This is a genomic window from Paenibacillus anseongensis (genome assembly GCF_009757995.1).
GTDB classification, from domain to species: Bacteria; Bacillota; Bacilli; order Paenibacillales; family NBRC-103111; genus Paenibacillus_E; species Paenibacillus_E chondroitinus.
Window position 1 is genome coordinate 276,018 of the sequence record NZ_WSEM01000020.1, and the last position, 13,212, is coordinate 289,229.

The following is a 13,212-nucleotide window of genomic DNA, read 5'->3' on the forward strand; positions in this document are numbered from 1 at the left end:
AATAGGTAAAAGTGTGAGAGTGTGCCATTAACAAAATAAAACCGCCTATCGGCGGTAAAATTGTTCATATCCTCTTTTTATAAACCCTCATGGCAAAAATATAGGCCACTAGCATAATTCCGACGCACCACGCAAGCGCAATCCATATATCATTATTCAAAGGCTGGCCTGACAACAAAGCGCGGATAGCTTCTACAATCGAGGTCACGGGTTGATTTTCTGCGAAGATACGAACGATGGTCGGCATGGACTCGGTTGGTACAAAAGCCGAGCTGATGAACGGCAGGAAGATAATCGGATAGGAGAAGGCGCTGGCGCCATCGACGCTTTTTGCGGACAGGCCAGCTATTGCTGCGACCCAAGTTAAGGCCAACGTAAAGAGGGCGAGTATCCCGGCAACGGCAAGCCACGGCAGTAAGCCGGCAGAGGAACGAAAGCCCATAAGCAGCGAGACGAGAAGGATGACGACAACGGAGATCGCGTTGGATACCAGCGAAGTTATGACATGCCCCCACAGTAAGGTGGAGCGGGCAATCGGCATGGTGTGAAACCTCTCGAAGATGCCCCGCTGCACATCGATAAATAATCGGTAAGCCGTGTAGGACACCCCGCTGGCAATAGCAATTAATAAGATACCGGGCAAAAGGTAATTCACATAGTTATCCGTTCCAGTTTGAATGGCACCGCCTAACACATAAACGAACAGCAGCATCATCGCGATCGGCATAATGGTCACCGTGACGATCGTGTCCATGCTGCGGAAAATATGGCGCATGGAGCGTCCCAGCATGACGCTGATATCGCTGAAAAAATGATTTTTTACCGTCTCCATTTTACTTCTCCTCCTTTTTGCCGACGATAGCCAGGAAAATCTCCTCAAGTGTCGGCTGCTTCTCCACATATTCCACCTTAGTGGATGGGAATAGCTTTTTGAGATCCGAGAGTGTGCCACTGGCGATAATCTTGCCCTCATGCAAAATGGCAATTCGATCAGCTAGCTGCTCAGCCTCCTCCAAATACTGCGTGGTGAGGAGTACTGTCGTGCCACCATCCGCAAGCTCCTTAACGATTTTCCAAACTTCGATGCGCGCTTCGGGATCAAGCCCTGTGGTTGGTTCATCAAGGAAAATGATCTGGGGTTTTCCCACAAGGCTTAAGGCAATATCCAGCCTGCGTCGCATCCCCCCGGAATAAGTAGCCACTCTGCGGTCAGCCGCGTCGGTCAGGCCGAAGCGCCTGAGCAAGTCATCCGCAACCTGTCGCGGATCCTTGAGATATCGCAGCTTCGCAATCATGATCAGATTTTCACGGCCCGTCAAAATTTCATCCACCGCGGCAAACTGCCCGGTCAAACTGATCACCTGCCGTACACGATCTGGTTTTGATGCGACATCGAGTCCGCCAACGGCGACGGATCCGCCATCCGGTTTGAGCAGTGTCGTAAGGATTTTGACCACCGTTGTTTTGCCGGCGCCGTTGGAGCCAAGGAGGGCGAATATGCTGCCCTTTTCCACCTCAAAATCTACACCCTTCAGCACTTGATGTTCCTTATAGGATTTCGTCAATCCTTTTACTTGAATGGGTTTGCTATGCATGGTCTGCATCAGAATCCCTCCCTTCCTTTAAATGACTGTCACTTTTGACAAATTGGCTTCCATCCCTTTAAGCGCGGCATAAGTCAGTTTATCCATCGTGGCGCCGTCAAAGATGATGCTTTGGATAGCCCTGTAATACTTCTTAGACAAGGTGAATCCCGATAAGAAAGACACATTTTTGAGTGTTGCGTTTCTGAACGAAACACCGTTTAAGGCTGCTTTGTCAAATTTAACGCTGATAAACGTCTGCCCATCAAAACATTGTCCAGTCAGATCCGTGTACTTGAAATCAACCCCATCAAATGAACAACCTTCAAAAACGGTTTTTCTAAGATCGGTCATCGTTAACGTCACGTCGGTCAATCTTGATCCTGTAAAATGGGCTCCTTCAAGTCCCGACTTGCTGAAATTGGTTCGAACAAGGATCGCGTTACGGAAGCTTGCATTTGTCAGGTCAAGTGTGGATAAGCTGCAGTCCGTCAGGTTTGCGCGGTCAAAATTGGCTTCTCTTACGTCGCTGCTTTTAAACGTGCTGCCTGTCAAATCCGCCCCTGCAAAGTCAGAACCGCGCAACGCACTGCCTTTGAACTGTCCTTTGTGGGCCGTAACGCCTGCAAAGTCGCTATTAGCCAAATTGCTTGCGCTGAAGTTAATCAGCACTTGCCGTTCCAATGAACGAGAGAGATTGGCAACCTCCAAGATCGTTTCCTCGATATCTCCGATACTCTCGATTGTCATCTTTAATGCGGTTTCATCGTCCTTACCAGCTGCTTTCAGTTCTCTGTAGCGTTCCTGCAAATCCGAGTGCAGGTCCGCCTTTAATTCATTAACGCTTTTTACCCCATCGTATGGCGTGAAAACACCGTTCAAATAGTTCGTCAATTTCGTATTCATCGTATCAATCTCCTTATAATAAATTTTCTAACACGCGTTTGGCATATTCCCAGTTGTTGAAGTTGCGGACATAAGTTGCTTTGCCCTTTTCCGTAATCCTGAAGTACTTGCGACTTCCGCCTTGCGTTTCATCGCCCCAATACCACTCGATATCCAAGTCGGCCTCGAGCCGGCGAAAACTAGAGTACATCGTCGCTTCCTTAAGTTCGTATTCGCCCCCTGAGCGCTCGGCGCTCGGTTATCAGCTTAACAACCTCATAACCGTAGCGATCAGCTTCAGACAAGAGCCTTAAAATCATCGTATCCGTATGTCCGCGAAACAGGTCGGATGTGATCTTGTTCTCGCTCATGTCATCACCTCCATATCTGCATAATAAAGCATACTACTATGACTGTCAAGGTACTATTTTAAATTAAATACCTTGCCTAGGATAATTTCATGCAAACATGAAAAAAGGCCTATTTCGATGAAATAGAGCCCTGTAGTTCTGCGTTGGGGAGAAAGGAATCGTTGGAGGAGTTAATTTCCCCTCCGTAGTTTAGCTTGTTAAGAGCCCAGTAGGAGCGAATTTTGGGGGTGGGAACACGTAACGCTGCTAAAAATTCAGCGTTACTGAGACATTTGGCGGAGGGTGTAACCTCATACGAGAGGTAAGTTGGCTAGCAGGCCACCTTGAGGAACTGCAGGGAGGAACCGTCCAAGCGATACCTGCAAATTTTTTGCGGTGAGGTCCGAATTGCGACTGTGACAACCTATGTTGTATTTTGTGCAACCATTTGGCCGTATATGGCCTCACTTCGCCTCCTATATTGCACTTAATACAACGATTGGTGCGTTTAAACCGCTTACATCACATCTTTTGCAACAATTGGTTGTATTATATGCAACGAAAGACCGCAATCGCGGTCTGACCACACCATTACGTTGTATATAATGCAACGTAGAACGTAGCTCGTAGCTCCCAGCTCCGGCCCAGCTCCCAGCGTGCGGTGTGGCGTCGCATGACGGTCGTCAAACATATGCCTTCGACTTTGCTGCACAGCCGTCCGTCTCTACATCCCCTCATCCTCCGCGCCTTGTTTAACCGTGGGAGTCCCAGCTGCTCCCCCAACGAACATCCATAGCGTAAGCAGTTATCACTTTGGCAGCGCCCTAACAACAAAAAAGCAGCATTCCCAATTTCTCGAGAATACTGCTCCCTTTCAAGACCAAATCAACTTTTATAAGCAATATTTATATCATACTCTTTATCCAGATAACTAGAAATCTGATCACGCGCTTCCGACTTAACGTCAAGCAACCAATCAGCATCAAGTCGATCCACAGTTTCCATTCGGATGTTCTCGTATTTCGTTTTGGCTTTCTCTTTTTGCTTCACTAGATTTCTTGTAAACATGAAAAAACTGATCAAAGCCAGCAGGGAAGCCGATAATCTTTTGTCCGAAACAAGCAAATCAAGAATGACCATAGCATTACCACCCGAAACTAATAAAACCTTATGATAGAAGGATATTGTGAAATATAACAGCAACGCGGCAGTTACAATGAGGAATATCCATTGCGTCTTCTTCAGTCTGTCCCATTCTTTCTTTCTCTTTTTCAGTTTTTCTATCAACACTAAGGTATCATTACTTAGATTTAGATCAGGCTGCTTCATCCGCATTCCCCCTCACTAACCATCGTATGCTTGTTCACCGTTAATCTTGCAAGAAAAAAAGACCGAAAGCATCACTCTAAGAGCGTTGTCGAAGATGCTTTGGTCTTGAATATTCGTGTTTTAGAAACGTTTTTTCCCTACCAGGAATTTTTTGTTTCCTTTTTTTGCAGTTACAGGCACGTGCTTATAGCTGCGGATCATCGGATTTTTGCAGAGCGGGCAGCTTGGTAAAGCTTCCGTAACGAATTCTTTGCGAACCCATGCTTTACAATCTGCCTCTTTACATTTCCAAATTTCAATCTGTTCGACTTCTGGTTTCTGTTCTTCCGTAACGGTACTCGTTGATGTAGACATTTTCAGCATGTTCTCCCTGTTTCGTAGATTAGACTACTTATTATTATACAGATCCAATTTAATATCAAGTCTTTCCCGTGTTCAAAATTATTTACCGATGGTAGAATGGGTAAAGCAGCTACAAATTAGACACACAATGAAGGCAGGAATCTCGCATGACGAATTTGCTACAAGAATGGAAGTCTCAGTTTCAGGGATACAGCCGAAATATTTTGCTGTTCTTTTGCTTCAACTTTGTTTGGAATTTAGGTTTGGGTATGTTCGGACTCGTTTATAACCTGTATGTCAAAAGTCTTGGCTATGAGCAAACGACTGTCGGCAGCATCGTAGGCATGACTTCACTGGCAGCAGCCATCATTCTTATTCCCGCAGGTATTATGAATGACCGATTCGGACCGAAGCGCGTCATTACGTTTGGTCTTGTTTTCACCATTATCGCATTGACGGTGCGCTCTTTATTCGAGGTTGAAGCAGGCATGCTCGTTTCATCCTTCTTCGGAGGCATGGCACTTGCCGTTGTTTCGGCGACCATTCTGCCTTTTATGGCTAACAATTCCACGCCACAGCAGCGTGTGCATTTGTTCAGTTTCAATATGGCCCTTGTGATGATTGCCAATGTTGTAGGTATCGCGCTCGGCGGCCTGTTATGTGACTTTTTTCAATTCGTCATCGGTTTAGAGGAAATTTTAAGTTTACGTTTCACATTATTACTTGGCGTTGTGTTCGCTGCGCTTGGCATCATCCCTGTGGCTTTGTTCGAAAAAAGCGAGCAGGAAATTCAGCCGCGGAGGGAACCGCTCAATTGGAAGCGTTCGTGGCACTCACACAAATCTTCTCTTCAAGTCATCGGCATCTTCTGCGTGCTCGGCTTGCTGTCCGCGATCGGCGGGGGAATGATTGTCCCGTACTTGAATGTATATTTCGAGGATCGATTTGAAGCTTCCAAGTCTGCAATCGGCATTGTTGTTGCCTTAGGACAAGGAGCAACGGCAATTGCCTTCCTTATTGGTCCAATGATTGTGAAGAGATTCGGGGAAGTCAGGTCCGTTGTGTATTTGCAGCTCTGTTCCATCCCATTTCTCCTCCTGACGGCTTTCTCCGCTAATTTCTACTTATCCTCCGGCGGTTATTTGTTCCGACAGGCTTTGATGAACGCGGCGAACCCTTTTTACAACTCGGTCAAAATGAGCTACGTCGACCGCTCGCTCCGCGGACTAGCCTCATCTTCCGGAGAAGCGGTTTTCAACTTAGGTTGGTTCTTGGCGGCTCCGATTAGTACAGGCCTGGTATTCCGCCATGGCGCCTATTACGGTTACGCTTATGCCTTTTGTATTACAGCCGTCGTTTACGTGGTGATCTCTTATTTCTTTTATTTCTTTTTCGGGAAAAATCGGTTCAAACCGGTTGAAGAGTCTCAGTAAAGGAAGAGAAAAAGTTTCGCATAGATCACGGATAAAAATTGGTTCTTTTCTATCGTTGACTTCAGCGATGGAAAGGAAATACAATGAAATGAGAGCGCATTCATAGAATCGCATTGAACTCGTTTTCTATTCCGATTTTGATTGTGAGGAGATTGCTAGTATGAAGAATAAAATCATCTTTAATGGACAAAGTATTGTCTTAACGTGGATGATCTCCTATATTGTTATTCTCCTTTTACCTGTCGTCATCGGTTTACTTGTGTATGTGGAATCCAATAAAACGTTGAAGGATGAAATTCAACAAGCCAATGATTCCCTATTGAAGCAGGTTCGTGAAGTCATGGATAACCAATTCAAAGCGATGGAACAGCTCAATTTTGAGATCACTTGGAATGTGAACATGCAGGAGCTGCTCTACTCGAATAAATATGAAGCCTTTCCCAAAGAATATCGCTATGATATTTCTCAAATCGCACGTAATCTATCGATGTACAAAACCTCCTATCCGCTGATTGACTCTTTCTATGTCTATTTGTATAAGGATCAATCCGTTATTCTCCCAACTACGGTCAGACCAAGCGCTTTTGCCTATCAAACCTTGCATATGAGCGATGAATTTTCTTTTGCATCTTGGCAAGAAATTATGACTCGTCCCAACTTCAAAGGGTTTATTCCCATGACCCGAATCGGTGACGATAACATGCTGCGCAAAACGGTGGCCTATATCAGCACCTACCCGATGGAACACAATCAGCCGCTTGCTACGAACGTCATCATGGTCGATCAGTCTCGCATTCTTGGCGCTATTCAAAATATGGAGATTTTCAATAAAGGCCACGTCTTTATATTGAATAATGAGAATCAGATTCTGGCTTCCAATTCGGCCCATGCGCTTCCCAGCGATTTCCCATACGACAAATTAATAAACACGCCAAACTTCTATTTCTCCGGCTCTGATCATGAGAAATATGAGGTTTTTAACATTCAGTCCCCTATTTCCAAATTAAAATATGTATCCATCATGCCGAGTACGATTTATTGGCAAAAGGCTGCTCACATCCGCAATTTGACGTATATGAGTATGGCGATTTCGCTGCTTGGCGGCGGCATTCTAACTTTCTTCTTTTTACGGCGCAACTATAATCCCGTCCGGCGCCTTGTCCATGCATTTTCCAAAAAAATGACCCTTGCCTCAGGCCAGCGCTATAACGAGTTTCATTTCATCCAGGAAGCAGTCGACAGCACCTTGCTTGAGATGGCTGATTTCAAAAGCAAAATGGAACAGCAGCGGCACATGGTCCGCTCTCATTTCCTTGAAAAGCTATTAAAAGGAAAGCTGGACCGGCACATGCCGATTGCCGAAGCCCTGACGACTTTTGATATGAAGCTGGATCGTAAAGACTTTGCCGTTATGCTGTTTGTTGTTGATCAAAGCGCGCCGTTCTTCGAACGGATTACCCATACGTCCGATGAGGATAAGTGGAAGCTGCTGCATTTCATTATTATGAATGTTGTGGAAGAGCTGACATCCAAGCGACATCGCGGCTATGCCACGGAGATTGACGATTCGATTGCCTGCTTAGTCAATTTAACGTCGGAAGAAGATGCTAACGGTAAGGAGGAACTGCTGCGCATCGCCAAAGAAACCCAACTTTTCCTCTCAACGACCTATAACATTCATTTGACGATATCGATCAGCAGCATACATGAGAAAATTTCAAATGTGCCTCAAGCTTTCTTGGAAGCGCTGGATTCTATGGCCTACAAGCTGGTCATGGGCGGACATGAAATTCTCGCTTATGATGATTTGCAAGCTAACCGTGCCTGTGAGCCGGTTTCCGGCTACTATTACCCACCGCAAATTGAACAACAGTTCCTGTACGCCGTGAAATCGGGTGAATTGGAAGAAGCGAAGAGCATTCTTGCCGAGATTATGAACAAAAATTTTGAAATCCGCGGGATTTCCGTCTCCTTAACCAAATGCCTAATGTTAGGCTTGGTTACGACCATGATGAAGAGCATTAGTGAAACCGGAGACATTCAGGAAAGCTTCTTCATCCGCAATCCCAAGCTGGTCGACCGGCTTTTAAACAGCATAACCGTCCCGGAAATGAATCTGTATTTGAATGAAATGCTAGAGCAAATCTGCACATATACAGCGGCCAAACGGCAGGTAGCCATCTCGCAAACGCGGCAAAAAGCCTTGCAGGAGCTGGTCGAAGAAATTTCTGTTTATATCGAAAATAATTACTCCGATGCCAACTTGAATGTGACCATGATCGGCAGCCATTTTGACCGCAAAGCCACTTACTTGTCGAAGCTCTTCAAAGATTATGTGGGAGAAGGTCTCCTGGATCGCATCAATAAAGTCAGGATCGACAAATCCAAGCAGCTTCTGAAGAGCCAAGAGCAATCGGTCGGCGATGCCGCGAACGGAGTGGGGTTCAACGATATTAATGCCTTTATCCGTGTATTCAAAAAAGTCGAAGGTATCACGCCGGGAAAATACAAAGAACTGATTGAAAAATAGATGTTTTGGGCAGCCAATGGGCTGTCCGCTCCTTTTTATAGGCCTATTTTGGCTATTTTGAAGACCCGATTGGATATTTTGTAGAGCATGCTACAACAATTCGAGAAGCAATTGGACAATTTGCAGATGGCTGTATTGTAAGCGTTATCATATAGTAAAGGTGTGACAGAGAGCACCTCGTACATTTGCACAAAATGAAGTAGCGTCTGCGAAGCCAGGTTGTCTGGCGAAAAACTTAGTTACTCTTAGGAGGTCAATCTATGCAAAAAAACAGAAAAAAAATGTTCACCGTGCTTGTTGCAACAACGTTAATGGGAAGCCTGACTGTCGCTTGTTCTTCATCGAACACGCCGAGTACAGACGCTAGTCCGAAAGCGACTGCCGGAGGAACAACCGCTCCTGCGGCTGCCGCCCCTGCTTCGTACCCGCTCAAAACAGATAAGACTCTGACGTACTGGGGCGAACTGCCCGGCAACGTGACAGGGGTTAAAGCGGCTCACGCTGACATTCCCTTCTTCCAAGAATGGCAGAAAAAGACCGGTGTTCCATTAAAGTTCCTTGCACCTCCTACCAACCAAGCTTCGCAAGCATTGAACGTTTTGTTAGCATCAGGCGATCTTCCAGATATGATCGAATTTGACTGGCAAGGGGCGTTCCCTGGCGGTCCTGAAAAAGCGATCAAAGACGGCTACATTTTGAAATTGAATGATACGATTGATAAATTTGCACCTAACTTGAAGAAATATCTCAAAGAACATCCTGAGATCGACAAACAAGTAAAAACCGATAACGGCAGCTACTATTCCTTCCCGTTCATTCGCGGCGATGATTACTTGCGTGTCTATCAAGGTCCGATTATCCGCAAAGACTGGCTCGATGAACTAGGTCTGCCGATTCCAGAGACGATTGACGATTGGTATACGACATTGAAAGCCTTCAAAGAGAAGAAAGGCGCTACAGCTGCCTTCTCCGTTGTCAGTGTGCCTAGACCGTTTAATGAGTTAGGAAACGGTGCTTTCGCAGGTGCTTATGGCGTGACGCGTGATTTCTATATTGACAATGGCACGATTAAATTTGGTCCGGCTGAAAAAGGCTACAAAGACTTCTTGGCTACCATGCACAAATGGTATGAAGAAGGTTTGATTGATAAGAACTTCGCAACAGCGGACGGCAAAGCTTTGGATGCGAATATGGCTTCCGGCGCAACTGGCGTTACCGTCAATAATGCAGGCGGCGGTATCGGTAAATGGCAGCCGCTGATTACGGCGAAAGATCCGAAAGGCGTGCTCGTTGCAGCGCCATATCCGGTACTCAAAAAAGGCGATATCGCGATGTACGGCCAGAAAGATCCATCCTTCTCGCCAGGCGGCATGGTTGCGATCACAGCTTCTTCCAAAAATATTGAGACGGCTGCTAAGCTTCTTGACTATGGTTACTCCGAAGAAGGTCATAATTACTTCAACTTCGGCACCGAAGGCGTTTCCTACAAAATGGAAAATGGATACCCGAAATATACGGACTTGCTCATGAAAAATCCGGATAAATTAGCACCGGCACAGGCTCTGTCCTTGTATGTACGCGGTAACTACAATGGTCCATTCGTTCAAGATAAACGTTACATCGAGCAGTATTTGGCATTGCAAACGCAACGCGATGCCGTTACAACTTGGCAAAAAACAGATGTAGATAAACACAAACTGCCGCCAGTCACGGCTACACCGGAAGAAAGTACAGAGTTGGCCAAAATCATGACTGACGTCAACACGTTAGTTGATGAAATGACGCTTAAAATCATTCTGGGCACTGAGCCTGTCGATTCCTTTGACAAATACCAAGAGAAATTCAAGTCTGTTAAACTGAGCCGTGCGCTTGAAATCAAGAAAGCATCCTTGGATCGTTTCAACAAAAGATAGATAACAGGCCAGGGGGAGGGCAATCGCCCTCCCTGCTTTACTAGAACTTCGCGGCGAAAGGAGAGATTTCATGCGCAAAGCAGGACAAGCAACGTTCCAAGTACGTTTCAAGCGTGATTTTTTGCTCAACAAATATTTGTACCTGATGATGGTTCCCGTGCTGGCCTACTACATTGTCTTCCATTATGCGCCGATGTATGGAGCTCTGATCGCTTTTAAAGAGTACACCCCGATTAAAGGTATTTTGGGCAGCTCATGGGTCGGCTTCCAGCACTTCAATGATTTCTTCAGTTCCTATTATTTCTGGCGAATTCTCAAAAACACGGTTATTATCTCACTTTACTCTTTATGTTTTGAGTTTCCTGCACCTATTATTTTGGCGATTCTGATCAATGAGTTGGCGAATAAAAGGTTTCAGCGTTTCGTACAAACCGTTACGTACATGCCTTATTTCATCTCCCTCATCGTAATCGCCGGGATGATCAAAGATTTTACGAATAATGGCGGCTTAATTAATAACTTTCTGACGCACTTTGGCGCCAGTGATACGGCGATGCTGCAGAAGCCTGAGATGTTTCGGACGATCTATATTTTATCGGAAATTTGGCAGAAAATCGGATGGGAGTCTATCATTTATTTAGCGGCTCTCATGGGAATTGATCAGGAGCAGTATGAAGCGGCGAAAATGGACGGGGCCAACAAAATCAAGCAGATTTGGCATATTACCCTCCCGGGTATTCTACCGACCATCGCGATCATGTTCATTCTGCGCATGGGGAATCTACTAAACGTTGGTTTCGAGAAAATTATTTTGCTGTATAACCCCAGCACGTACGATACGGCTGATGTCATTTCCTCCTTCGTTTATCGAAAAGGATTAATTGAATTCGGCTGGAGCTACAGCTCAGCGGTCGGTTTGTTCAATTCCGTCATCAATCTGGCTTTACTCATTGCAGCAAATAAAATCAGTAAAAAAGTCAGTCAAAGCAGCTTATGGTGAGGAAGGAGGGACTGAAGTGAAAACCAGCTACTCAGACAAAGTATTTACTACGGTCAACCACATTGTATTGCTTTTACTCGTTGTTATTACGTTGTATCCACTTCTCTACGTCACCTTCGCTTCCATCAGTGATGCAGGGCAGTTGATTACCCACAAAGGGTTTTTGTTCAAGCCTTTAGGTTTCAGCATTGAAGCTTACAAAAGCGTATTTAAAAACCCTGCTATTCTCAAAGGTTACCAAAACACACTTTTTATCCTCGTATTCGGGGTCATTACCAACCTCATCGTTACGTCCTTAGGGGCGTATGTGCTTTCGCGTAAAAATGTGATGTGGAACAATGTGTTTATCTTCATCGTTGTCGTTACGATGTTTTTCAGCGGCGGTCTCATTCCGCTCTACTTGGTGGTCAAAGGCGTGGGCTTAATCGACTCCTTGTGGGCTACGATTCTACCTTTTGCCGTTAACACTTTCAATTTGATCATCATGCGTACAGCCTTCATGGCCGTACCTGAAAGCCTTGAGGAATCTGCGAAAATGGACGGGGCCAATCACTTCGTCATTTTATTCCGCATTATTATCCCGCTCTCCATGCCGGTTATTGCTGTTATGATTCTCTATTATGCCGTTGAGAAATGGAATGGCTGGTTCTATGCCTCCATCTTCCTGAAGGATCGAGACCTGTATCCGCTTCAGCTCACGTTAAGGGAAATTCTAATTTCGAATAACACCGACTCCATGTCAACCGGTGCCAATGCAGCCGATCAATTTCAAATTGGGGAAACGATCAAATATGCAACGATCATGGTAGCTTCCGTGCCCATTCTTATTCTGTATCCATTCGTGCAAAAGTATTTCGTCAAAGGCGTCATGATTGGCGCTGTCAAAGGGTAAAATCACTGTACTTATGCGCCGTTCACCTACTTCGTAGAGTGCGGCGTTTTTGTTTTTTCGTTTACTTTTTGAAAGCTTTAGGCAACAGCAGTTTCTTGTGTAAAACTTGGCCATACACTATAGGACAGCAGTGCTCATTTGAGAGGAGAGGCCTACATGAAAGTTGATCTGGGATGCGGCGAGCATAAACATAGGCATTTTTTTGGAATTGATCGTGTTGGCGGCCCGGAAGTGGACATGGTTTGCGATATCAATGACGGAATTCCGCTGCCCAATCATTCCGTTGAATTTGTCATGGCCAGCCGCAGTCTGCCTTATGTAAACGATCTCCTGGCTGTCATGTCCGAGCTGTACCGGATTTGTGTCCACAAAGCGATCGTCTGTATCTTATCTCCGTACGCCCATCATTTTCGCCATATGTCCAATCCCCATCTTAAGCAAAAATTTGATGAATATACGCCTCGTTATTTCACCAATCATTTCCAACAGCCCCCAGGCAGTCCCCTCAGCCCCAATGTCCCCAGCTATACTGGCAGTTCTGTGCCATTTGATTTCCGGCTGTTGAAGATGGAGTTTTTTTATGAATCTCCCTTTAGCCCCCCGCTGTATGATCAGGATGAATTGGACTTGTTGCTCCAGCTTCAGCCGAATGTCGTGAGTGAGATTATGTATCAATTCGTTGTTGTCAAAAAAGAGCTCTCTGCCGACGAATGGCTATGGATGTGCAATCAGCAATACCGTGAACCTCAGTGGGCCGAAGCGTTAAGACAGCCTGCCCCGACTATAGTTGTGGAATCCGCCGCACCGGAAACACCTATGCCGTTTAATCCTCCAGCTCCGGACTTCTATGTCCATAAGCCTGTTAAATCAACCAAAACCATCCCCCGCAGCCCCAAAAAGAAGCCCCTCTAAATTTGACATCATAATAAAACTTTATATTTTCTGATCATGTTTT

At 45.5% G+C, this 13,212-nt stretch carries 11 protein-coding genes and 1 pseudogene; 6 read left to right on the plus strand and 6 right to left on the minus strand.

Annotation, left to right across the window (positions count from 1 at the left end):
* Positions 1–64: 64 nt before the first annotated feature.
* From GON05_RS25015 to GON05_RS25040, 6 genes and pseudogenes are all read right to left on the minus strand, one after another.
* Positions 65–832, minus strand: coding sequence for an ABC transporter permease (locus GON05_RS25015; protein WP_157322886.1), 768 nt, complete (start codon positions 830–832; stop codon positions 65–67).
* A gap of 1 nt (position 833) precedes the next feature.
* Positions 834–1,595: an ABC transporter ATP-binding protein gene (locus GON05_RS25020; RefSeq protein ID WP_246239465.1), complete on the minus strand. Its 762-nt coding sequence runs from the start codon at positions 1,593–1,595 to the stop codon at positions 834–836.
* A gap of 27 nt (positions 1,596–1,622) precedes the next feature.
* Positions 1,623–2,489 (minus strand): pentapeptide repeat-containing protein, encoded by an 867-nt coding sequence (locus GON05_RS25025; protein WP_157322890.1) that lies wholly within the window; start codon positions 2,487–2,489, stop codon positions 1,623–1,625.
* A gap of 13 nt (positions 2,490–2,502) precedes the next feature.
* Positions 2,503–2,839, minus strand: a pseudogene (locus GON05_RS25030) (PadR family transcriptional regulator).
* Between the two features lie 864 nt (positions 2,840–3,703).
* On the minus strand, positions 3,704–4,147 hold the full coding sequence (locus GON05_RS25035) for a DUF2663 family protein (protein WP_157322892.1): 444 nt from the start codon (positions 4,145–4,147) through the stop codon (positions 3,704–3,706).
* Positions 4,148–4,267: 120 nt separating this feature from the next.
* On the minus strand, positions 4,268–4,501 hold the full coding sequence (locus GON05_RS25040; protein ID WP_127457457.1) for a cold-inducible protein YdjO-related protein: 234 nt from the start codon (positions 4,499–4,501) through the stop codon (positions 4,268–4,270).
* Between the two features lie 155 nt (positions 4,502–4,656).
* Between GON05_RS25040 and GON05_RS25045 the strand changes: the two genes are divergently transcribed.
* The 6 genes from GON05_RS25045 (at position 4,657) to GON05_RS25070 (ending at position 13,169) form a co-directional block, all read left to right on the plus strand.
* Positions 4,657–5,922 (plus strand): MFS transporter, encoded by a 1,266-nt coding sequence (locus GON05_RS25045; RefSeq protein ID WP_157322894.1) that lies wholly within the window; start codon positions 4,657–4,659, stop codon positions 5,920–5,922.
* Between the two features lie 160 nt (positions 5,923–6,082).
* Positions 6,083–8,452, plus strand: a complete 2,370-nt coding sequence (locus tag GON05_RS25050; RefSeq protein ID WP_157322896.1) for an AraC family transcriptional regulator — start codon at positions 6,083–6,085, stop codon at positions 8,450–8,452.
* A 260-nt stretch (positions 8,453–8,712) separates the two neighbouring features.
* On the plus strand, positions 8,713–10,365 hold the full coding sequence (locus tag GON05_RS25055; protein ID WP_127457454.1) for a type 2 periplasmic-binding domain-containing protein: 1,653 nt from the start codon (positions 8,713–8,715) through the stop codon (positions 10,363–10,365).
* A 70-nt stretch (positions 10,366–10,435) separates the two neighbouring features.
* On the plus strand, positions 10,436–11,365 hold the full coding sequence (locus GON05_RS25060; RefSeq protein ID WP_157322898.1) for an ABC transporter permease: 930 nt from the start codon (positions 10,436–10,438) through the stop codon (positions 11,363–11,365).
* Between the two features lie 16 nt (positions 11,366–11,381).
* Entirely contained in the window at positions 11,382–12,257 is an 876-nt protein-coding gene (locus GON05_RS25065; RefSeq protein ID WP_181646707.1) for a carbohydrate ABC transporter permease, read from the plus strand.
* 156 nt (positions 12,258–12,413) lie between these two features.
* Positions 12,414–13,169 carry a class I SAM-dependent methyltransferase gene (locus GON05_RS25070; protein ID WP_157322902.1) on the plus strand — a complete coding sequence of 252 codons (756 nt, stop codon included), beginning with the start codon at positions 12,414–12,416 and terminating at the stop codon, positions 13,167–13,169.
* The last annotated feature ends 43 nt before the right edge of the window (positions 13,170–13,212 follow it).